This is a genomic window from Pseudoalteromonas sp. LC2018020214 (genome assembly GCF_016598755.1).
Taxonomy (GTDB): domain Bacteria; phylum Pseudomonadota; class Gammaproteobacteria; order Enterobacterales; family Alteromonadaceae; genus Pseudoalteromonas; species Pseudoalteromonas distincta.
Genome location: NZ_CP066804.1, coordinates 2,337,192 through 2,359,998 on the forward strand (window position 1 = coordinate 2,337,192; position 22,807 = coordinate 2,359,998).

21 protein-coding genes and 4 tRNA genes are annotated in these 22,807 nt (G+C 39.7%); 16 read left to right on the forward strand and 9 right to left on the reverse strand.

The window, feature by feature from the left end:
* Positions 1-5 precede the first annotated feature (5 nt).
* Both bcp and JG479_RS10270 read left to right on the forward strand, forming a co-directional pair.
* The gene (bcp, locus tag JG479_RS10265) at positions 6-485 is read left to right on the forward strand and encodes a thioredoxin-dependent thiol peroxidase (RefSeq protein WP_002963124.1); all 480 of its coding nucleotides are present in this window, start codon (positions 6-8) and stop codon (positions 483-485) included.
* 267 nt (positions 486-752) lie between these two features.
* The gene (locus JG479_RS10270) at positions 753-938 is read left to right on the forward strand and encodes a hypothetical protein (RefSeq protein WP_234047849.1); all 186 of its coding nucleotides are present in this window, start codon (positions 753-755) and stop codon (positions 936-938) included.
* A gap of 43 nt (positions 939-981) precedes the next feature.
* Here the strand turns inward: JG479_RS10270 and JG479_RS10275 are convergent, their stop codons facing one another.
* From JG479_RS10275 to queE, 3 genes are all read right to left on the reverse strand, one after another.
* A complete protein-coding gene (locus tag JG479_RS10275; protein WP_138489351.1) occupies positions 982-2,562 on the reverse strand; it encodes a DUF4041 domain-containing protein in 1,581 nt (526 codons plus the stop codon).
* 264 nt (positions 2,563-2,826) lie between these two features.
* Positions 2,827-3,570 (reverse strand): class I SAM-dependent DNA methyltransferase, encoded by a 744-nt coding sequence (locus JG479_RS10280; protein WP_182716758.1) that lies wholly within the window; start codon positions 3,568-3,570, stop codon positions 2,827-2,829.
* A gap of 226 nt (positions 3,571-3,796) precedes the next feature.
* Positions 3,797-4,462: a 7-carboxy-7-deazaguanine synthase QueE gene (queE, locus tag JG479_RS10285; protein ID WP_024591014.1), complete on the reverse strand. Its 666-nt coding sequence runs from the start codon at positions 4,460-4,462 to the stop codon at positions 3,797-3,799.
* A gap of 145 nt (positions 4,463-4,607) precedes the next feature.
* On the opposite strand from queE, the gene queC reads away from it, so the two are divergent.
* Positions 4,608-5,264, forward strand: a complete 657-nt coding sequence (queC, locus tag JG479_RS10290) for a 7-cyano-7-deazaguanine synthase QueC (RefSeq protein ID WP_002960416.1) — start codon at positions 4,608-4,610, stop codon at positions 5,262-5,264.
* 94 nt (positions 5,265-5,358) lie between these two features.
* Here the strand turns inward: queC and JG479_RS10295 are convergent, their stop codons facing one another.
* Positions 5,359-5,808 carry a methyltransferase family protein gene (locus JG479_RS10295; RefSeq protein ID WP_200219150.1) on the reverse strand — a complete coding sequence of 150 codons (450 nt, stop codon included), beginning with the start codon at positions 5,806-5,808 and terminating at the stop codon, positions 5,359-5,361.
* A gap of 197 nt (positions 5,809-6,005) precedes the next feature.
* On the opposite strand from JG479_RS10295, the gene JG479_RS10300 reads away from it, so the two are divergent.
* Entirely contained in the window at positions 6,006-6,248 is a 243-nt protein-coding gene (locus JG479_RS10300) for a hypothetical protein (RefSeq protein WP_010553668.1), read from the forward strand.
* A 4-nt stretch (positions 6,249-6,252) separates the two neighbouring features.
* Here the strand turns inward: JG479_RS10300 and JG479_RS10305 are convergent, their stop codons facing one another.
* The 5 genes from JG479_RS10305 to JG479_RS10325 form a co-directional block, all read right to left on the reverse strand.
* On the reverse strand, positions 6,253-7,275 hold the full coding sequence (locus tag JG479_RS10305) for a hypothetical protein (RefSeq protein ID WP_138489353.1): 1,023 nt from the start codon (positions 7,273-7,275) through the stop codon (positions 6,253-6,255).
* 101 nt (positions 7,276-7,376) lie between these two features.
* A complete protein-coding gene (locus tag JG479_RS10310; protein ID WP_200219158.1) occupies positions 7,377-8,057 on the reverse strand; it encodes a tRNA (adenine(22)-N(1))-methyltransferase in 681 nt (226 codons plus the stop codon).
* The gene (locus JG479_RS10315; RefSeq protein WP_200219166.1) at positions 8,058-8,996 is read right to left on the reverse strand and encodes a class I SAM-dependent methyltransferase; all 939 of its coding nucleotides are present in this window, start codon (positions 8,994-8,996) and stop codon (positions 8,058-8,060) included.
* A 2-nt stretch (positions 8,997-8,998) separates the two neighbouring features.
* Entirely contained in the window at positions 8,999-10,993 is a 1,995-nt protein-coding gene (gene uvrB, locus JG479_RS10320) for an excinuclease ABC subunit UvrB (protein WP_039487290.1), read from the reverse strand.
* Complete coding sequence (locus JG479_RS10325; RefSeq protein WP_138489356.1) at positions 10,990-12,369, reverse strand: MATE family efflux transporter; 1,380 nt, start codon at positions 12,367-12,369, stop codon at positions 10,990-10,992. Before JG479_RS10325 ends, uvrB begins: the two co-directional genes overlap by 4 nt.
* A gap of 1,051 nt (positions 12,370-13,420) precedes the next feature.
* Here JG479_RS10325 and JG479_RS10330 point away from each other — a divergent pair.
* The 12 genes from JG479_RS10330 to JG479_RS10385 all read left to right on the forward strand — a co-directional run bounded on the left by JG479_RS10330 (position 13,421) and on the right by JG479_RS10385 (position 22,797).
* Positions 13,421-13,497, forward strand: a tRNA-Asn gene (locus JG479_RS10330).
* A 21-nt stretch (positions 13,498-13,518) separates the two neighbouring features.
* Positions 13,519-13,595: transfer RNA gene (locus JG479_RS10335), tRNA-Asn, on the forward strand.
* Between the two features lie 21 nt (positions 13,596-13,616).
* Positions 13,617-13,693: transfer RNA gene (locus JG479_RS10340), tRNA-Asn, on the forward strand.
* A 29-nt stretch (positions 13,694-13,722) separates the two neighbouring features.
* Positions 13,723-13,799, forward strand: a tRNA-Asn gene (locus JG479_RS10345).
* A 148-nt stretch (positions 13,800-13,947) separates the two neighbouring features.
* Entirely contained in the window at positions 13,948-15,891 is a 1,944-nt protein-coding gene (locus JG479_RS10350) for an EAL domain-containing protein (RefSeq protein WP_200219169.1), read from the forward strand.
* Positions 15,892-15,906: 15 nt separating this feature from the next.
* Positions 15,907-16,725: a substrate-binding periplasmic protein gene (locus tag JG479_RS10355; protein ID WP_200219171.1), complete on the forward strand. Its 819-nt coding sequence runs from the start codon at positions 15,907-15,909 to the stop codon at positions 16,723-16,725.
* A gap of 81 nt (positions 16,726-16,806) precedes the next feature.
* Positions 16,807-17,388 (forward strand): electron transport complex subunit RsxA, encoded by a 582-nt coding sequence (gene rsxA, locus JG479_RS10360; RefSeq protein ID WP_008172491.1) that lies wholly within the window; start codon positions 16,807-16,809, stop codon positions 17,386-17,388.
* Between the two features lies 1 nt (position 17,389).
* Complete coding sequence (gene rsxB / locus JG479_RS10365; RefSeq protein ID WP_154903411.1) at positions 17,390-17,944, forward strand: electron transport complex subunit RsxB; 555 nt, start codon at positions 17,390-17,392, stop codon at positions 17,942-17,944.
* An 8-nt stretch (positions 17,945-17,952) separates the two neighbouring features.
* Complete coding sequence (gene rsxC, locus JG479_RS10370) at positions 17,953-20,409, forward strand: electron transport complex subunit RsxC (protein WP_200219174.1); 2,457 nt, start codon at positions 17,953-17,955, stop codon at positions 20,407-20,409.
* Positions 20,406-21,464, forward strand: a complete 1,059-nt coding sequence (rsxD, locus tag JG479_RS10375; protein WP_200219185.1) for an electron transport complex subunit RsxD — start codon at positions 20,406-20,408, stop codon at positions 21,462-21,464. The genes rsxC and rsxD overlap by 4 nt, the downstream gene beginning before the upstream one ends.
* Complete coding sequence (gene rsxG / locus JG479_RS10380) at positions 21,461-22,102, forward strand: electron transport complex subunit RsxG (RefSeq protein WP_149602385.1); 642 nt, start codon at positions 21,461-21,463, stop codon at positions 22,100-22,102. Before rsxD ends, rsxG begins: the two co-directional genes overlap by 4 nt.
* The gene (locus JG479_RS10385) at positions 22,099-22,797 is read left to right on the forward strand and encodes an electron transport complex subunit E (protein WP_024595474.1); all 699 of its coding nucleotides are present in this window, start codon (positions 22,099-22,101) and stop codon (positions 22,795-22,797) included. Before rsxG ends, JG479_RS10385 begins: the two co-directional genes overlap by 4 nt.
* Positions 22,798-22,807: the final 10 nt, after the last annotated feature.

Genomic DNA, 22,807 nt, shown 5'->3' on the forward strand with positions numbered 1-22,807 from the left:
TAAACATGAACACAATTAGTCCATTACAAGCTGGCGATACTGCACCCGCTTTTAGCCTACAAAACCAAAACGACGAAACAGTAACATTAAGCGAGCTGTTAAAAGAGCAACAAGTGCTTGTGTACTTTTACCCTAAAGCGTCAACGCCGGGCTGTACTGTACAAGCCGAAAACCTACGCGATGAGCAAGCACAGCTTGCTAAATTTAACACACGCGTTGTAGGTATTAGCCCAGATCCAATTAAGCGTCTTAAAAACTTTGAAACTAAAAAAGAGCTTAATTTTGATTTATTAGCCGATGAAGACCACGCTATTGCTGAAGCATTTGGTGTATGGGGCTACAAAAAATTTATGGGTAAAGAGTACGATGGTATTCACCGTTTGACGTTTTTAGTAGGCCAAGACGGTAAAATTAAACACCTATTTGATAAGTTTAAAACCAAAGATCACCATCAAGTAGTTTTGGACTATTTAGCTGCAGAATAAGCTAGCGGCACAGTAAGTTAGCTACCAGCTATTAGACAAATACAGAAAAGCGTTACTCAAGGGCAACGCTTTTTTTATGCCTATACATTTGCGCTATATAAAAACTTAAATAGTAATTGAGTAAATAATTTGTTAAAACTGCCAAAACACTTATTATTAGCACCTTGCCAATAGGATATTTAAATCTTGAATAAAAGCCTAAAATTTAAACTTTATTTAACTGCCTTAATCATCTGTATTATCGGTTTTAACTTTTCAGAGCCAAGTATGCAATTTTACGCAAACCCGTTTTATATCGGTAGTTTTGTTTTTGCTATTGCGCTTATAATCTCTGTAATTAATTACGCCTGCCCTGCCTGTAAGAAAAACCAAGTAATGCGCTCTATTTCTAGTTATAAGCTCCCAACTAACGACTGTTATAATTGCGGGAAAGAGATTGATGAGAAAAACTAATTCACCTACTCTGTCTTAATACATGAAACTAAATAAGAAATAGTTAAGCAACCGCATTACATTGTAAGTTTTTCTCTATTGCTAAACTCTCACGGTACTCAGAAGCTTCAGCTTTTAAAGTCCAATGAACGTCTTTAATCCCATTGCCCTCTACAGCTTTCTTAACTTCTGATATTGTAGTTTTGAAAAATTCTTTCCTTGAATTTATCTTATTCACTGAGTAAATATCAAAACGGCGATGGAGTTCTTTTTCTAAAGATGGCGCATCTTCACTAAATATCATCGCATGAACATCAAAGGAAAAAGGAACAGAAGCATCGCCCAGTTCTTTGACACGATCCATAGGCTCAAGTCTTCGGGTCATACCAATTTTGAATACCTCTTCACCAAAACTGCCTACATTGCTTATTACGTATACATGCCCTCTTCGGGTTTGCTGTGCCATCGACATAGCTCTTTGACCTTTATCTTCCGCTTCTTTTAATTGTTTCTCTAGATCAAGTAATTTCGCTTCATAATCGGCCCGCTGCTCATCATTTGCAGTAGAAAGTTCTTCTCGTGCTTTTTTCAAAGCTTTCTGAAGTAAGCGTTCTTCTTTTTCGGCTTCTCTCTTTGCTTTCTCAATATCTCTTAGAGCCTTTTCTTCTTCCCTAATTTGAGCTTTAATTTCTGCTTGCTCTTCACGTTCGATTTTTTTTAATTCACTTGTAGCTACAGCCCACTTTAGTTCGATTAAACGTGCATTAAGGTATTTTTCATTAATTCTAGCTTTTCTAAAAGGAACGCCATTGTGGTTAACTAATGCGAACGCATCTAGTATTTCTTGGTTTATTTTCCCAAAATTATCATGTTTTACTTTAGATAAAGCACTATCTACTTTCCCGTTAAATGCATCTACTACAAAATGGATTGCATATGTTTTTCTATGTTGTTCAACATAGTCACAATCTCCAGCAAATCCTTCTTTTATCATTTGTCTAATATTTTGTCGTATTGACTTTAGCTCTGCTCCAGCTTCTTTATGACCAAAATCCTCAGCTAAATCATCTAAAACTGAGTGATTAGGAATGATATAGTCGTCCTTATAGCCTTCGATGGTATTTCGCATTGCTTTTATTGCTTGCTCGTAGGTATTAGCTTTTTCTTTCGCTTCATAAGCATCACCCGCAATCTCTTTAGCCCTTTGCTCTGCGAATAAAGTAATACGGTCAGCTTCTTGATTAGCATCCAACCTAATTTTTTCTGCTTTTTCCTTCGCTTCTCGAAGTCTTAAGCTCCCCTCTAACCTTTGTTCCTTTAATGACTCACTTAAAGTAATAGATTCATTTTTAACTTCATTAGCTAAATTTTCAGCAGTTTGCTTTATAGCATTTGCTTTTAGTTCCGCTTCATCTAATAAAGTTTGAGAGTAAGCTTCAGCTTGAATGATTGGGCTATATTTCTCAGTTAGTTCTTTATTTTTCAATGATTGCTTTTTAGCTTCTTCTCGCGCTAAAGCTAAAGAATCAGTTAATGCCTTAATATTTTTTTTAAACTGTATTTTTAAATTTTTTGTATGGTTGTACCAACCAAGACAAATCAATATGGTAATTATTAGTAGAAGAATTGATGCAGAGAGTTCCATTTTAAATTCCTTTTATCATTATTTAATCCACTATTTGAAAGTAGCATATATTTTAGAGTCGATGAAACTGAAATTAATATACAGAATTTTACGCGCCGAAACTCAAATAGGTTACTGTGTCGGATGGCGCTTCGCTTATCCGACCTACGTTTTCAAATATATAATGCGGGGTTATTGGGCCGTGTGTATTGGAGGTTCGTTGGAGCTCGTTGGGTTTCGCTGCGCTCTACCCAAACTTTTATCTCTTCTTGATGAGTGTTTGCCTTAAATTTTTACGCAGACAAAAATGGCGTTGCCTGAGCGCTGTGCCCATGGGGTTATTTTGTCGTAGTCATGTTCAAATATGTGGATTTCGAAGTACGGTTTTAAGGCTTCTTTAAGCTCGGTATAACTAAAAGCGACCATTGGGTGCTCGTCGTGCCATACGAGTGTTTTGTCTGCGGTGGTTTTTTCTATGCTGAGTTTTAATAACTGTTTACTGCCGCTGCCACTATAGTGCCAGCCAGAACGAAATGTGAAGAAGCTATTTTCGCTTGTTGCTGTGTGCTCTACAAATGAATCGCTGTCGATTTTGTTTTTATCAACCGTGTTAAAACAAAATATTCCACCTACGTTTAATGCGCTGTGTACGCTGGCAAGGCATTCTTTTAACTTATTAATGCCGTCGCAGTAATGGATTGAATACAAAAAGCAGGTAATTAAATCCAAGTGCTCGGTTACCTTAAATTCACTCATGTTTTGCAATGAAAATTGCGCTTCTGGGCAACGCGTTTTTGCTTTATCTAGCATTGGCTGGTTTAAATCAAGCCCACTACTTTTATAACCGTTATCAATAAAGTGGCGCACATGCGGGCCGGTGCCACACGCTAAATCGAGATGGGTGTTCGCGCCATTACCAAAAATTTGGTGCAGCCTGTGAATAGAATTGCTTTGGGCTTGATAATTAATATCTGCACACATTAAGTCGTAGTAATCAGAAAGGTCGGTGTAAAGCGCATTTGCGGACATATAAGCCTAGTGGTAAGTAGTAGAATATTTTTAAGTCGCGCATAGTAAACTAGTTATGGCTATTAGCGAAGAAGATATGAGCTTTAGGGTTGTCGGGTGGTGCTTCGCTTATCCAATCCACGTATTTAAATATTATAAAAAGTTATTAGAAAATGGTGCGGAAGTAGAGGTTTGTTGGGTTTAGCTTCGCTCTACCCAACATACGTAATATAACTTTAAGCTGGCTTTAACTAATTCCTAAATACTTATGTACTTGTATTGATAGGCGCCAGTTTTTGGCAATACAGGTGTCGATTGCTAATTTGGTTGCTGATACTTTTTGGCTAATTGGCTGCAAATAAACAAGCTTTGGATTAACGCCTGTTTTAGCAAATAATTCTTCTAGCTCTTCTACGTGCTTTTGCATCGCAACGGGGTGTTTAATTTCGTTGGCACGCTTCATAGCGCTGGTAAGTACTTCATAACCGCCGCGCATATTGATTTTTGGCGATACCGTTACCCATGTTTGCTCTGGGGCGAGTATTTCAAACGTGCCGCTGGTTTCTATTTGTGTGCTAAAACCGTGTTCATGTAATAAGTTACATACTGGATTTAAATCAAACATGCATGGCTCGCCGCCAGTAATTACAACATGCTTTGCGGTGTAACCACGTGATTGAAACAGCGCTAAAATTTGCTCTGCACTGGCGTTAGCCCAATGATCTGAGTCGGCTTTTTTTTCTACGGTTTCATCCAGCGATACTTTATATACATTATCAACATCCCACGTTTGCTTAGTGTCGCACCAAGAGCAACCTACTGGGCAGCCTTGCAGACGTAAAAATATTGAGGGTGTGCCAGTAAAGCTAGCTTCACCTTGAATGGTTTCAAACACTTCATTAATTTTGTACAAAAGAGATCTCACTTACTACCTAGCAGCCAAATTGCTACTATTAAAAAACCAAAAAGCGCTGTGCAAAAATTGTTATTTAAGCTGCGGCCGTGTAGTATATCGCGCCCTGATATAAACCTCTATTAAAACTAAGAGCAAAACAGATATGACGCAAAAAGTAGTTGTTATTTATTCCGGCGGTATGGACTCATTTACCGTATTAAATAAAGCCCTGCAACAAGGCCATGATGTATATGCCCTTTCATTTGACTATGGTCAGCGTCATGTAAAAGAGCTTAAAGTAGCGGCAAGTGTGTGTGAAAAATTAAACGTTCCACATAAAATTGTTGATATTTCGGCGATTAACCAACTTATTGGTGGCTCATCACTTACTGATGATATTGATGTGCCTGAAGGCCATTACGAAGAAGAAAGCATGAAAAGTACGATTGTACCTAATCGTAATATGATTTTGCTCTCGCTTGCTGTTGGTTACGCGGTATCACTTAAAGCTAGCCAAGTTTATTACGGCGCTCATTCTGGGGATCATGCTATTTACCCTGACTGCCGTCCTGAATTTGTGCAAAAAATGGATGATGTGTGTCGTATTGCGAACTACGACGCGGTAGAAATTTTTAGCCCGTATTTAAATAATACTAAAATTGGTATTTTAACCGACGGTATTGAAATGGGTTTAGATTACAGCCAAACGTGGACCTGTTATAACGGCCGTGAAAAGGCCTGTGGTAAATGTGGCGCGTGCCAAGAACGCCTTGAAGCATTTGCACTAAATAACATTACAGACCCGTTAGAATACGAATAAGCCGCAATTAATTAGTAATACAATTGCTGCAAACAAAAAAAGGCTATCATCGATAGCCTTTTTTGTTTGTCAGGTTTTAAGTCAATGATATTGATTACAGCCAGCGTTTTACGCGCGCTTTGTAAGCGATAAACTCTTCACCAAATAATTTAGTGAGCGCACGCTCCTCGGGTATTATTTGAAAAAACGTTAAATACACAATAAACCCGATAATACATAAAAGCGCCCACAAGGAACTTAACCAAACACCCCACCCTGCTAAAATAAATGCAAAACCCACATACATTGGGTTACGCGAAATTTTATAAATGCCGCTCGTAATAAGTTTTGACGCTTGCTCAGGTTTATTTGGGTTTACTGTGGTGTTTGCTATTTTAAAGCTCGCCACCCCTGCAATACAAAAAACACATCCAATAATGACCAAACTTGCTGCTAAGTAGGTAATAAAGGCGGTGAAATCAATAACACTGTAATGCGCAATAAGCGCCATTATGCCTGCAAAAAACAGCACAACGATAACCGGTGGAATTTTATTATTTAACATGGCAACTCACTGTATTGACTAAAATATGTTTATTTAAGTAGCTATTAAACAATATCTGAAGTGTATAAATGATGAACACGCTCAAAGCTGAATTAAATAAAGTATACAAATTAAGTTACAATTGTCAGCTTTATCAAAAGCGCTTAAAGGTTATACTTTAACCATAAACGAATAATAAAATGATAAGGAATGAGGTTATGTCTGGAACTACGATGATTGTACTTATTGTGCTAATTTCGGTTGGCTCAGGAGTAGTTTACGATATGTATAAAAAGCATCTTGAGTTTAAGCATAAAATGCAAAACAACAACAGCGATGCCCATAAACAACTAGCTGAAACAAACGCACAAGTGCTTGCATTAAAAGAGCGTGTACAAACACTTGAGGCTATTGTTACTGATTCAAGCTTTAACGTTAAAGATGAAATTAATAAACTTTAAGTTGTTATAAGTAATTTGGATATAAATGCGCATTTTCTGGCTGCTCAATGCCGTGAGCAGCTAAAAACCCACCAATAGCTTGCCCGCAGCCCTGTGGTGCTCGCCCACTGTCTATCTCAAAATTTAACTGATTAGCATGTTGCTTACCCATAGAGCAAAGCCCTACGGTACTTGGCGAGCGCATAGCGATACTTAGGTTACCTATTTGTTCAACTGCAACGTGCTTACTAAAGCGGGCAAAACCTTTGTATTTAAACTGCTCGTTTACGTAGTCATTACTTGTGGCCACCAATGCCGCAATTAAGCCGTGTAAAAAACTATTAGCGGATGAGTCTGCTGTTAAAAACGCAATTGTTTTTTTATTAAACTCGCTAAGCTGGCAATCCTCACACAACAGTTCAACAGTATATAAATGTTGCTCGGCTACTTGCTGCTGACTTTTAAGCTCAATACTTTTTCCTGCAAATACAATACGTTTAAGCACTTCATCAACGTTACTTGTAACCGCTTCGCTTTTAACAAGTTCAGGGTTTTGCGCCATTACCGGTAAGTCGTGATGGTTATTAAATGGCGTACTTGTTGCGCCGCTTTGCATTAACTGGAAAAGTTCTCTTACTTCATGTTCTCGCGCTACTTTTAACGCTAAAAATGCGGTTTGAATAAGCTCTGAGGTAGGTAAGTTTTCCTCTACAATCCAGCGTCTGCCAAATAATAGTTTTTTAGCTTTGACTTCATTAGTAGATGCGCTTTTTTGGTAGTTATCAGGGCTCAGCACTGCTACTTGCAGGTAAATTTCTTCACCTTTTTGTGCAGCAAGCACTCTAAAGTGAGCCGAAAATTCAATACTCTCAAGTACTTCGTTTACGCTTTGAAGCGTGTGCTTGTAACGTAAAAAATGCTGTGGCACCACCCAATTACTATTAGCCAATTGCACAAGGGGTGCATAAGAAATAGGTTGCTCGTAACTGTGTTGCCATTTTTGCTCATTGCTAAGCAAATGATTAATGTGACTCTTGTTATCTGACATAAATAAACCAAATAAACTCGCGTTGTGCGATATAAACTATGAACACATTACGTCGTCAATGTCGTAATTAGATCACATGTACGCCCTACTTTTGGGCTTTTTTAACTATCGGTGAGTTCTTGATAGTCTGTTATAACTTTTTGATAGTATGGCTTATCTTTATTGAGCATTTTATTATAATGATTTATGAGTTGCCGTTGATACATAACGTGCTCTGTACTAGCAAAGTCCCACATTTTTTTGCCGGTATGGCTAATCCCATTATTGGTACTAAAGCTCACTTCAATCACTTCATAAAAACGTTTGTTGTCGTAAACTATTTGCTCACTTATAAGCCCTAAACCAAGTTGTTTTAAACCTACTCGCAACTTATAAGTGTGATGCACGGGGCATAAAATAAACCGAACATTATTTAAATGCTCCACTGCGTTATTAGCAATAATTTGTTGTACTAAACTTAACAACAGCTCACCGCCAACACCAGCTATTACAACTACTTGGCTTTTACTTTGAGCAATTTCTATTTTGCCTACATCCTGACATAAGACCTGCCACTGCGGGTTTTTATCACAGGTTTTTTGTAATTTATTAATAGATGATAATTGCGCTTCTAAATCGTTCATTAAAGTGGCGACTATATCTACAAAAATAACGTGGTTTGCAGCTGCGCGTTTTAATAGCGCCATGCCTAAATAACCATGGTCGCAGCAACAATCCCAAATAATATCGTGATGCTGCGAAATTAATTTATCAATGGCAGTTAGGCGTTTACTGAGCTTCATTTAAGCAGGTATTTGTGACGTTTTATAGACAAGCGCTTTTAAACTTTTGTCGCTGTCTACTTCAATAAAACGCTCGGTGGGGGCTAGGCGCTCAACAAATTCAATTGCGCCTTGGGTGTTCTCGTTTATTAATGCTTTAAATGCCTCTTCGCTAAGCTCTGGGCTATTAGCACACAATAGCAATTGTGTGGTATCGCAAAGTAGCTCTGGCAACCTGCGCAGCACTTTTTGATAGTCTTTAGTTAATATAAAGCTGCCTTTTTGAAAGCTTGGCGGATCAACTATTATTAAATCAAACGGGGCTGCTTTTTTTAGTTTTCCAAAAGATTTTAAAATATCGTGGGGTAAAAAACTTACGCCGCGCTCAAAACCATTTAGCTGATGGTTTTGCTTGCCGACTTTTAGCACGCCTTTGCTCATATCCATGTTCATAACATGATCTGCCCCGCCTTGCATGGCGGCAAGCGAAAACCCACACGTATATGAAAACAAATTAAGCACTTTGCCATGCTTGCTGTTAGCCATTACAAATTCACGGCCGCTGCGCATATCGGGAAATATTCCGGTATTTTGGCGGCTCTGTAAATCAACCAAAAAGCGAATGCCATTTTCGATTACAACATGTGGGTTAGGTAATTGTCCATAAACCACTGTGTTTTGGCTTTGCACTCCAGCACGTTGCTGGTACACAAGTGACGTAATAAGCTCTGGCTGGTTTTCTTGCGCCCACTGCCACACAACATTGGTGAGCTCGCTTAGTGTTTGCTCGTCAATTTCGTCGTACGAAACCAAAAATAAACTTGGCGGGTAAAAGTCTAAATTAATATGGCTTAATGCTTCGACGCTGTGGCCTCGGCCATGAAAAACACGACACAGTTCATTTTTTAAAATTGGCGCGTTTTCAAGCGCTGTAATAAGAGGTGTAAAGTTTGCTGTCATTTTTAATTAATCAACTGTTGTTGTAGTTCATGTATTTCATCGCGAACAGAGCCCGCTTTTTCAAATTCTAGGTCGCTTGCGTATGCATGCATTTTGGTTTCAAGCTGCTTAATTTGCACGGCAATTTCTTTCGCACTAAGTACCTTTTTAGACTCTTTACGTATAAGTTTAAGATTGTCTTTAGGGGCCGCTTCTTCGCCTACATCCATTACATCAAGTATTTTTTTAGCCAGAGCATGAGGCTCTATGCCGTGCTCAACGTTATATGCATGCTGAATTTCGCGCCTGCGTGCTGTTTCGTCCATGGCTTTTGCCATTGATTTTGTAATTCTGTCACCATATAAAATAGCGCGGCCATCTAAGTGACGCGCAGCACGGCCAATGGTTTGTATCAGCGAGCGAGCTGAGCGTAAAAAGCCCTCTTTGTCAGCATCAAGTATGGCAACAAGTGCCACCTCTGGCATATCGAGGCCTTCTCGCAGTAAGTTAATGCCCACTAACACATCAAACACGCCAGCTCGTAAGTCACGAATTATTTCTACGCGCTCAACGGTATCAATGTCTGAATGTAAGTAACGTACTTTTACATTATGCTCGCTTAGGTAGTCTGTTAAATCCTCAGACATACGTTTAGTAAGTGTAGTTACCAGTACGCGTTCGCCCTTCTCCACACTTTTGTATATTTCTGAGAGTAAATCATCAACCTGATCGCCCACAGGACGTACTTCTATAAGTGGGTCGAGCAGCCCTGTTGGGCGAATTACTTGCTCTGCTATTTCGCCCGCGCAGCGCTCTAACTCAAAGTCGCCAGGCGTTGCCGATACATAAATAGTTTGTGGTGCTATGGCTTCAAATTCTTCAAAGCGCAGTGGCCTATTATCCATTGCTGAGGGCATTCTAAAACCATACTCAACAAGGTTTTCTTTACGGCTTCTGTCGCCTTTATACATTGCACCAATTTGCGATACGGTTACATGCGATTCATCAATAATCATTAATGCGTCATCAGGTAGGTAATCAAGCAATGTTGGCGGCGGATCGCCTGGCGTACGCCCCGATAAATAACGGCTGTAGTTTTCTATACCCGAGCAATAACCTAGCTCGGTCATCATTTCTATATCGTATTGCGTTCGCTGTGCTACACGTTGCTCTTCTACTAACTTGTTTGCACTGAGTAACTGGGCGCGTCGCTCTTTTAGTTCTTCTTTTATTTTTTCGATAGCGCCAAGTATTTTTTCACGCGGGGTAACATAGTGCGTTTTAGGATAAATAGTAGCGCGCACTATGTGCTTTTCAATTGCACCGGTAAGCGGGTCAAAAATACTTAAGCGCTCTATTTCATCATCAAACATTTCTACACGTACAGCAAAAGTGTCTGACTCAGCTGGGAATATGTCAACTACTTCGCCACGCACGCGGTATGTACCTCGGCTAAAATCTATATCATTGCGGGTATATTGTATTTCAGCAAGGCGGCGTAGCATGTCGCGTTGATCTACTTTTTCGCCCACTTTTAAAAGCAGCATCATTTTCATGTACGATTTAGGGTCACCCAAACCATAAATAGCCGATACCGATGCCACAATAATGGTGTCGCGACGCTCAAGCAATGCTTTGGTCGCACTTAAACGCATTTGCTCTATGTGCTCATTTATCGAAGCATCTTTTTCAATAAATGTGTCGCTAGATACAACATAGGCTTCTGGCTGGTAGTAATCGTAATACGATACAAAGTATTCAACCGCGTTTTTAGGAAAAAACTCTTTCATCTCGCCGTATAGCTGCGCAGCCAATGTTTTATTGTGCGCCATTATTATTGTTGGACGATTTAAATCGCTAATAATATTGGCCATGGTAAAGGTTTTACCGGTACCTGTGGCACCTAATAACGTTTGGTGTGCAAGCCCCGCTTCTAACCCTTCGCATAGCTGTTTAATGGCGGTAGGCTGATCGCCTGCTGGTTTGAAATGTGATTTTAACTGAAAATGGTCGCTCAATTATTGCACTCCTGTAACGATTCGCCGCTCAGCGCTTCTAGTTTTTTCATAAACCATTTATATGCCACTATTGCTGTAAATAAATTACCTATGGCAGCGCCTATAAATAACCCTAATAATCCGGCTATTTCGTTGCCGATATAAGCAAATGGTACATAAAATATGAATAAACGAATAACGCTTAGTACCAATGCGTTCATTGGTTTGTGTAAAGCATTAAACGATGAGTTTGATAATATGATCACCCCTTGTAAGCCATAGCTTAGTGGGATGGTATAAATAAAGAGCTTAATTACATCTATTACGGCTTGTTCTTTACCAAATAATTGGCTTATTACACCTGAAAATGCAATTAGTAATACGTAAATGGCAAATTGCCATACCATCACAAATTTTAGTGTGCCGGTATACGCTTCTTTAACACGGCATAATTTGCCAGCCCCAAAGTTTTGACTCACAAATGGCGGTAATGTCATCGATAGCGCAAGCACTAAAATACTTGCAATAGATTCTATCCGGCTTCCCACTCCAAATGCGGCCACGGCTTCTGGCCCATGATGCGCTACTAAGGCGGTCATTACAGCCATTGCAACGGGTGTAAGCATGTTTGCACCTGCAGCAGGTAAACCAATTTTTAATATTTTACGAATAGCGCCAGTTACAGTTTGCTTGCCCGCTTTGAGACTCAACAAACGTTTTTTAACCGCTAATATATATAAAATAATAACCACAGCGACCGACCATGCAACAACACTTGCTATGGCAGCGCCTTGAATTCCTAACGCGGGTACCGGCCCAAAGCCAAATATAAGTATTGGGTCAAGTACGGCGTTTATCAGCCCTGCTCCGCCCATTACTATACTTGGCGTTTTGGTATCACCGCTGGCACGCAGTACCGAATTACCAATCATTGGGGTTATTAAAAATACGCTACCGATAAACCATACATTCATGTATTCGTGTATTAACGGCAATACTTGCGCGCCCGCTCCTAGCAAAGTAAATATGGGGTCAATCAGTAAATATCCAACAGATGACAACACAATAACCAGAACCACACCAACCATTAAAGAAATACTGGCATCAAAACGTGCTTCATCAATTTTATTACTGCCGAGCGCTTTCGCTATTACTGCTGATGTACCGATCCCCAGCCCTATTGCTAAGCTGATAACGGTAAAAGTAACCGGAAATGTAAAGCTCACGGCAGCTAGTGGTTCGGTGCCAAGTAAGCTTATAAAAAAGGTGTCTACAATATTGAACATCATTAGTGTGATCATGCCGAATATCATCGGTATGGTCATCGTCTTTAATGTAGGCAAGATAGGATCGTTTAGTAAATCTGGGCGAGTCTGAGATTTTGAAATTGCGCGCATGAAATAAATAGGCCTCTTTTACTGAACGAATCATTTTAAAGCATCAAGGCAGTTCAAGCCACGGATTTATCACTACAATTGATGTAATTACGGAAGTAAATATTCTAAAAAATAGTAAAACTTGGTTTTTACATCTTTTTGTTAAAATAGAGCCTAAACACGCCAAAAAACAATTAAAACACATTTTTATAACTTTTATTACAAACACCCTGTGTTATCTGATGCTTTTTTACACAAAGCAACTACTTGGTTTATCGTTACGAAAAAATTCATTCATGGAGTTACATCTATTAGCCACCAAAACATAACCTACTGTTTTACAATGAATAAAAAATAGTGATTTAAAAGCTTGAAATCGTTGTAGCACCCTAAAACATTGGTGCCGATGATGTTCTTAAAGTTTCATAAACAGAGTTATCCACAGAAACCGTGGATAACTCATTCAAAGCCGCATTTATAAAGGCCTTGAGAGACTCGCAATTTTCGCTGAGGTCCAACCAATTGTTGATTTGCTAATTGTGGCATTTTTATAAACTCACACTGAAAACGCAAGCTTGCCGATTTTTCTTCTTAACATAGTTATACGTTAGTAAATAAAAAACGTTTAATACAAAGTTAAGTTATTGATTGTTCTATTTTTGAGCGAAGATAATAAATGCTCAATTTATAGAACAAAATTGGATCACTATTAAGGGGGAAAATACTTTTATGACTATTCGTGCAGGTATATTTTTAGAAAATTAAAATAAAAAAGTAAATAAATACGAAGAATACCCCAAAGTAAAAAATGAAATTTTATGTTTTTGAGTTGTTTTTTGATTACAAGTGGCTTTAATGGCGTGTTTAATTTAACCAATTTAAAGACTCAATAATAATAAAACTCGCATTAGTATTCTTAAATTCTCAAAAAAATAGCTTTAATAGAGCTATAAATCACGCAGATCGAACACAAAAACAACGAATAAACCTCTTTTTTCAATTTATGACTTTTATATGTTGACACTTTGCGGCTCGGTCATTAATATTTCGCCCCGTTGAAAGGCAAGACGCTTCCCCCTTAGCTCAGTTGGTTAGAGCGACGGACTGTTAATCCGCAGGTCCCCCGTTCGAGTCGGGGAGGGGGAGCCAAGTTTTTCAACCATAAACGATTCCCCCTTAGCTCAGTTGGTTAGAGCGACGGACTGTTAATCCGCAGGTCCCCCGTTCGAGTCGGGGAGGGGGAGCCAAGTTTATGTTTATGATGTAGTTCCCCCTTAGCTCAGTTGGTTAGAGCGACGGACTGTTAATCCGCAGGTCCCCCGTTCGAGTCGGGGAGGGGGAGCCAAATCATCATAATAATATCAGTATTTTAGTTCCCCCTTAGCTCAGTTGGTTAGAGCGACGGACTGTTAATCCGCAGGTCCCCCGTTCGAGTCGGGGAGGGGGAGCCAATTCTAAGAATTTCATAGACATTCCAAGCTATTTCCACTACTCTTCCTTATATAACTAAAGCATTAGTTTGATTCTTTAATGCGCTGTACTTAGTTTATTAATCAAGGACTTGATTCCTTCCCTTTTGATTATTAAAAGACTGAAAACATGGCTGGATTTAAAAAACTTATTTTTATACAAATTATCTCTTGGTTATTGTGTGCTGCAGCAGGAAGCTACTTCATATCTATAAGCTTTGATACTGCGGTAAGTGATGCACAAAAAAATGCACAAACAACTGTTACTAAGTATATTAATGACCTTTCTTTAGACGATATTTCTGCTCAAAATTTAAAACAATCAATTGCAGATGGTAATACGTTTTCAAGCTTTACTCTAAGAGATTACCAAGGTGCTGAAGTATTTAGCATTAACCCCCCTACTCAATTACCAATGTTTGCTGATTTTGTACTCTCTAACTTTAACTCTGTACGCCCACAGTTTGCTGTAAACGATGCCGCAGATATAAAAGTTGAATTTGTACTTAACATTGAGCATTTAGCGTCGCAGCTACAAACGTCCCTTTTTATTGTTATTTTGATTTCTGCCATTTTAGTTATTATTCCAATAATTCTAATGAAATCTATTTTTTATCATTTAAATAAAAATATAAGTACAACAGTTGCTGACATTATCGATATTTATATCAATCAAAACCAACTTGATAATGATTTAGAAACAGCATTAGATGGCACTCGATTGAAAAAAATGGGAAAAGATTTAGTACCTAGTTTTAATCGGTTATCACATTTTTTAAAAAACAAGAACGAAGACATACAAAGCGCTGCTATGACTATCAAGCATGAAGCGTACAAAGATGTAATTACCTCGCTTGGTAATCGTAATATGTTTGTTGAGTACTACGAAAAAAATATTGAAAACACTGAGCAAAGTACATTTGGCTCTTTAGCTATGGTTCGTTGTAGCGAACTACAAGCTATAAACCAAAGCCGTGGTTATCAAAAAGGTGACGAGTACGTTAAAGGCGTTGCTGATATTATTAAGCACATAAGCGGCACTTACACGGGTAGCCAAGTATTTAGATTAAACAGCTCTGATTTTGCGGTAGTACTCCCCCACATTCCTTTAAAAGAAGCTGAGCGCTTTGGTGAAAACCTGCAATCGCGCTTCACGCAGTACCAACAAAACCAAGAGTTAAGCTCGGTAGCTAATACGGGTATTGTAGGTTACGAAAAAGGTAAACCGTTAGGCGAACTACTTTCTGTTGTTGATAACGCGATGAGCATGGCGCAGTCAAAGCAAGTTAATGCATGGCACGTACAACGCGAAACCGATTTAGTTAATAACGTAAGTGCGGGGTTTGGTAATCAAAACTGGCGTAAGGTTATTAAGGAAGTTATTGAATCTAAGCGTGTGCATTTAGTGATGCAAAACATTATGCCGCTTGGTAAAAGCATAAAAGCCTACGCTGAAGTACAAGTTCGATTTAAAACAGAAGACAATCAGGTACTGCCTACCGCTTCTTTTTTAGCGATGGCCGAAAAGCTTGATATGGCAATAGAAATTGATCGCTTAATCATCGACTCTTCTCTTGAAAAGGTTAAAAGCCGTAATTTATCTGAAAAGTTTTTTGGTTTAAACGTAACAGCCTCAAGTGCACACAACGATCAGTTTGTAATTTGGCTAGAGCGCCGATTATTGAAAGATACGCATATTGCATCTAAACTAGTATTTGAGGTTAGCGAGTTTGGTTTACAGCAAAACATCAAAGCTAGTAAGCGCTTTATCGACATGGTTCACCGTGTTGGCGCACGCGTAACTGTTGAACGTTTTGGTGTTGGCTTAACTTCATTTAAGTTTTTCCGCGATTTAAAACCTGATTTTATTAAAATGGATGCAAGTTATACTCGCGGCCTAGAAGATGATAAAAATAATCAGTACTTTATGCGCTTAATGGTCGATTTAGCCCACCGCATTGGTGTTAGCGTATTTGCTGAAGGCGTTGAGAGCCAAGAAGAGAAACACATTATAGAAACGTTGTGTTTAGATGGCGTTCAGGGTTATTACATAGAAAAACCTAAAGACATATAGTCTATTGGAGGCATCATGAAAAGAGTAGTTACCTTTATTATACTTTTTATTATGCCTTTGAGTTTGTACGCAAGCGCCCCGCAAAAAGAATTAGCTTTTAGCACTCACAACTATCCTCCATTTTCATTTGTTGATGAAAGCAATAATGCCACTGGCCCCTTTGTTGATATACTTACCTTAGCGTGTAAACGCCTCAATTATAAATGTGAGTTTATTAGCGTACCAAATCGTCGCTCTAAGCTGATGTTAAAAAACCTGCAAGCTCAAGGAAACTTTCCTATGGGCTGGAATATTGACCGCAACGAATGGCTTTACTTTTCGATTCCGCTTATGAAAATGCAATATGGTTTTTTTCAACCTGAAGGTGCTAAAAAAACCATTAAAAGCCTCAATGATCTACAAAAAATGCAAATTGCTGTTTTTGGCCCTTCAAATGCATCTTTTCAACTAATCAAAATACAGCAACAAATGATCAAAGACGGATTGCGAGAATTTGATATTATTTTACTCACCGATGCCAATGGTACGGGTGTAAAAATGATAGAAAACAACCGTATAGATGGATATTTTGCCAATACTTTACAAGCGCGCGCTAGGCTAAAACAATTTAACTTACATCATGTTAATTTGGCTTTTTTACAAAGCGAATCCCCCTATTTTATTGGCTTTAATAAAATTCAATTATCTACTGAACAAATCGCCCTATTTAATAAAGCACTATTAGATTTATACCAAGAACACGATCAATTTAAAGATATTTTAAAGCCGTATAATATTGATCCTATTCTAATTACACCTGAAATCTTAAGTCGCTTTAATATCATTACTGATTGAGTCGTTTATTTGCTTCTCATGTGTTGTTAATCGATAAAGAAAAAAGGATAATACCCACGTTTATTATAGCGTGAGGCACACATGACAGAATATGTCTTGTTATTGATTGGAACCGTTCTGGTTAATAACTTTGTATTAGTACAATTTTTAGGCTTATGTCCGTTTATGGGCGTATCAGGTAAGCTTGATACGGCGATTGGTATGTCTTTGGCAACCACGTTTGTGCTTACCCTTGCTTCTGTAACTAGCTATTTAGTTAATCAATATATTTTAATCCCTCTGGATATCGCCTTTTTACGCACCATGAGCTTTATTTTAGTGATTGCCGTTGTAGTGCAATTTACCGAAATGGTTGTGCGTAAAACCAGCCCTACCCTATATCGTTTATTAGGCATATTTTTACCGCTGATCACCACTAACTGTGCGGTATTAGGTGTGGCTTTATTAAATATCAAAGAAGATCATTCGTTTTTACAATCTGCGGTATATGGTTTTGGTGCTGCGGTTGGTTTTTCTTTAGTGCTTGTATTGTTTGCAGCACTACGAGAGCGTTTAGCAGCTGCTGACGTTCCTACGCCTTTTAAAGGCGCCTCTATTGCAATGATCACTGCAGGCTTAATGTCGATGGCGTTTATGGGTTTTACTGGATTAGTGAAGTTTTAATATGACCTTGTTTTATGCCTTGATAGCGATTGGTTCGCTAGCACTCATTTTTGGACTTATTTTAGGGTTTGCAGCAATTCGCTTTCGCGTTGAAGGTAACCCTATTGTTGAGCAAATTGATACTATTTTGCCGCAAACTCAATGCGGACAATGTGGCTACCCGGGTTGTCGCCCTTACGCCGAAGCCATAGCTAATGGCGATGAAATAAATAAATGCCCACCAGGCGGCGAATCTACCATGAAAAAGCTTGCCGGCTTAATGGGGGTTGATGAAAAACCACTTGCCGGTGGCGAGCAAGCAGAACCTGTAAAAACAGTGGCTTATATTCGTGAAGATGAATGTATTGGCTGTACCAAATGTATTCAAGCCTGCCCAGTTGACGCTATTTTAGGCGCAACTCGTCAAATGCATACCGTTTTAATTGATGAATGTACTGGCTGTGATTTATGTGTTGAGCCTTGCCCTGTGGATTGCATTGATATGCTACCTGTAGCCGAAACTAAACAAAACTGGAAATGGCAGCTAGACGCTATTCCTGTTACACAAATAGATTAGAGGTTTGAGTGGACAAGTTACTTGAACAAATAAAAAAAGGCACCGTGTGGGCATTTCCTGGCGGCATACACCCACCACAACAAAAATCACTCTCTAATAGTGCGAGTATCACTCGCCTACCCTTGCCCGACAAACTCATTGTTGCGCTTAAGCAGCACATAGGCGCAAATGGTAAGTTACTTGTAGAAAAAGGCCAACACGTCTTAAAAGGCCAACCACTAACAGAGCCTGCTGCTAACTGGTCGGTACCTGTGCATGCGCCAAGCTCTGGTGTGGTTACTGATATTGCACCTATGCCATCAGCACATCCATCGGCCCTGCCTGAACTAAGTGTTATTATTGAACCAGACGGCAAAGACGAATGGGTAGCTCTAAATAAAAATAAAAATCCTGCTGAGCTTAGCCATGATGAGCTTATAAATATTATTCACCAAGCCGGTATTAGCGGTATGGGTGGTGCTGGTTTTCCTACTTATGTAAAAGCAGATACCAAGCAACCTATCGAATTTTTGATTGTAAATGCTGTTGAGTGCGAGCCTTATATTACTGCCGATGACGTTTTAATGCGCGAACACGCTAAAGAAGTTATCCAAGGCATTGAAATAATGCAGCAACTTTTAAACCCAACACTGTGCATTGTGGGTATAGAAGATAACAAGCCTGAAGCTATTGCAGCAATGAAGCAAGCAGCTGAGCATAACTCAAAAATTATTATTCAAACGGTGCCAACTATTTATCCATCTGGCGGTGAAAAGCAATTAATTAAATTACTTACTAACCGTGAAGTTCCTAGTATTGGTATTCCTGCCGATATTGGTATTTTAGTGCATAACACGGGTACTTTGTTTGCCGTACAACAAGCCGTTTATGAAGGTAAACCGCTGATTGAGCGTATAGTTACGGTAACAGGTAACACTATTCATAAACCTGGAAATGTATGGGCACTACTTGGTACTGAAATAAAGCACTTACTTGATTGCCAAGGTTTCTCTCCTGTACCGCAGCAAAGTGTTGTGATGGGCGGCCCAATGATGGGCTTTACGCTACCAACAGTACGTATTGGCATAGTTAAAACAACTAACTGTATTTTAGCACCTGATCATAAAGAGCTAGCGGAACCCGGCCCTGAAAAAGCCTGTATACGTTGTAGCGCCTGTGCCGATGCCTGCCCTGCTTCTTTACTGCCACAGCAATTGCAGTGGTTTGCTAAATCAAAAGAGTACGACAAACTACAAGAGCACAATTTATTTGATTGTATTGAATGTGGTGCTTGTGCATACGTGTGCCCAAGCGAAATCCCTCTTGTACAGTACTACCGTATAGCCAAAGTTGAAATTAAAGAACAACAAGCTGACAAAATTAAAGCCGACAGAGCAAAAGAGCGTTTTGATGCCCGAAAAGAACGTTTAGAGCGTGAGCAAGAAGAACGCCAAAACCGCCATAAACGTAAACCTGCGGCTAAATCTGCTGACGAAAAGCAAAAAGTAGCTGAGGCACTAGCCCGTGTTAAAAATAAATCAGATAACGGCGATGAAAAATCAGCTGTTGCTGCCGCTATTGCACGCGCTAAAGCTAAAAAGCAACAAGGCGAAGAACTAGAGCCAGATAACAGCGAAGTAGCAAAAGAACGCGCACTACGTAAAGAGCAAGCGCGTAAATATAAAGAGCAAAAATCGCAAACAGATGAATCGGCCGAGACTGCACCCGTTGATGATAAAAAATCAGCAGTAGCTGCAGCCATTGCTCGCGCTAAAGCCAAAAAGGCAGCACAAGCATTAGATAACGCTGAACAAGCAACAAGTGAAGAGCCACAAAGTGATGCCCCTGTTGATGATAAAAAAGCAGCGGTAGCGGCGGCCATTGCGCGTGCTAAAGCTAAAAAAGCGGCTAAAGCATTAGATGGCGCTGAGCAAACCGTGAGTGAAGAGCCACAAAGTGATGCCCCTGTTGATGATAAAAAAGCAGCAGTAGCGGCGGCCATTGCTCGTGCTAAAGCCAAAAAGGCAGCTAAAGCAATTGAAGAAGCTGAGCAAACAGCAAGTGAAGTGCCACAAAGTGATGCCCCTGTTGATGACAAAAAGGCAGCAGTAGCGGCGGCCATAGCTCGTGCTAAAGCTAAAAAAGCAGCTAAAGCACTAGAAGAAGCCGAGCAAACCACAAGTGAAGAACCACAAACTGATACCCCTGTTGATGACAAAAAAGCAGCGGTAGCGGCGGCTATTGCCCGCGCTAAAGCTAAAAAAGCAGCTAAAGCACTAGAAGATACCGAACAAACTCAGCCCCAAGAGCTACAAGCTGATAGCGCAGCACCTAAGAGTGCAGAAAGTAATACCGATGACTCATCAGTTCTTATTAACGCAGATAAACCTAAATCAGCCGACGATAAGAAAAAAGCCGCCGTGGCTGCTGCAATTGCGAGAGCAAAAGCTAAAAAGTTACAAAAAGAAGGAAATAATCAGTCATGAAACTAACCATGGCCAGTTCGCCGCATAATCACAGCCATAAATCGTTAACGCGATTAATGCTTAGCGTTATTGCTGCGTGTATTCCAGGGCTAATTGCTCAAGTTTTCTTTTTTGGAACAGGTGTACTTATTCAACTGGTACTAGCGCTTGTTGCTGTAAGCGTATTTGAAGCTGCAATAATGCTAATACGAAAGCGCCCTGTTTGGCCTGCATTAAGTGATGGCAGTGCGTGGCTTACTGCCGTGTTATTGGCATTGAGTATCCCTCCACTTGCGCCTTGGTGGATAATCGTGATTGGCTGTTTATTTTCTATTGTTATAGTTAAACAGCTTTATGGCGGCCTTGGGTTTAACTTATTCAATCCAGCAATGGCAGCTTATGTACTGCTTTTAGTTTCGTTTCCGGTACAAATGACCGCATGGTTGCCTGTCACCGATTTAATAAATACGCCAATAGGCTTTGCTGATCAGCTAAGGCTAATATTCACCGATTTTACGGCCTCTGGGTTTAGCCTTGATCAAGTACGTGCAGGGGTTGATGGCCTAACAATGGCAACACCGCTGGATACTGTTAAAACAGACATAGCACACGGTTTAACCGTTACCGAAAGCATGCAAAAGCCATTATTTAACGAATGGGCTGGCCTTGGTTGGGTGTGGGTTAACTTAGGCTTTTTAGCCGGTGGTTTATACTTATTAAAAGCAAAAATAATTAACTGGCATATTCCTGTCAGTTTTATCGCAAGTTTAGCTATATGTAGTGCTATTGGTTATATCGCATCACCAGGTACAGAGCCGGGCACCCTATTTCACTTATTAAGTGGTGCCACTATGATGGGGGCCTTTTTTATAGCAACCGATCCGGTATCTGCAGCAACAACTAACAAAGGGCGCTTAATTTATGGCGCGCTAATTGGCTTACTAATTTATTTAATTCGTACCTTTGGTGGTTTTCCTGATGCCATCGCATTTAGCGTATTATTGATTAATATTGCAGTGCCGCTAATAGACTACTACACACAGCCACGTACTTATGGCCACGGAGCAGTAAAATGATCATTTCGTCAATGGCTAAAAATGGTGCTATTTTAACTGCGTTTGCGTTAGCAACAACGGGCTTAGTTGCCTCGATCAATGCACTTACTGCCGATAAAATTGCAGAGCAAGAACAACTGCAACTTACTGCGCAACTACAAGAAGTGCTCGACCCAAAATCGTACGACAATCAATTATCACAAGATTGCGTAGTTATTACTGACGAAAAACTAGGCCCATACGCAAATCAAGTAATTTACCGTGCTCGTAAAAACAATAAACCAGTCGCTGTTGTTATTAGGCATGTTACGCCAAACGGCTACAGTGGCGATATTAACTTATTAACAGCGGTATTAAGCGATGGCACTATTGCTGGCGTGCGTACGACTAAACACGAAGAAACTCCTGGTTTAGGCGACAAAGTAGAAGTTAAAAAATCACTTTGGATCACAACATTTAAAAGCTTAACGGTTGAAGGCGAAGAAGACGCTCGCTGGGCTGTTAAAAAAGATGGCGGCCAGTTTGATCAATTTACAGGCGCGACCATAACGCCACGTGCTGTTGTGGGCTCTGTTAAAAATGCCGTATTATTCGCACAAACTAATTTTGATGATATTTTTGCAGCACCTAATGCCGAATGTATGGAGGTAGCTAAATGAGTGAGTTAAAAACATTATACAAAGAAGGTGTATGGGTAAATAACCCTGCCCTTGTACAGCTTTTAGGTTTATGTCCACTGCTTGCCGTTACCTCAACTGTAACAAATGCCTTAGGTTTAGGCTTAGCAACTTTACTCGTACTAATAGGCTCAAATGTTACCGTATCAATTGTGCGTAACTGGGTGCCAAAAGATATTCGTATACCTGTATTTGTAATGATCATCGCGGGCTTTGTAACAATAGTTCAATTACTTATGAACGCTTATACTTTTGGTTTATATCAATCATTAGGGATTTTTATCCCGTTGATTGTAACTAACTGCGCCATTATTGGTCGCGCTGAAGCATACGCCTCTAAAAATCCTGTTCATTTATCAGCATTTGACGGCTTAATGATGGGCTTAGGCTTTATGGCTGTATTGTTAGTGTTAGGAGCTATGCGCGAACTAATCGGCCAAGGTACGCTGTTTGACGGAGCCGATCTATTACTTGGCCCATGGGCACAGAGCATGCGCATAGAAGTATTTAATTTTGATAATCAATTTTTACTGGCAATTTTACCACCGGGTGCCTTTTTAGGGCTTGGGCTACTTATTGCTGCAAAAAACGTAATTGACGCACAAATAAAATCAAAACAAGTTGCACCGCCAGAGGCTGAAAAAGGCCCTCGAGCACGTGTTACTAGCTTAACTTAAGGGGAAAACG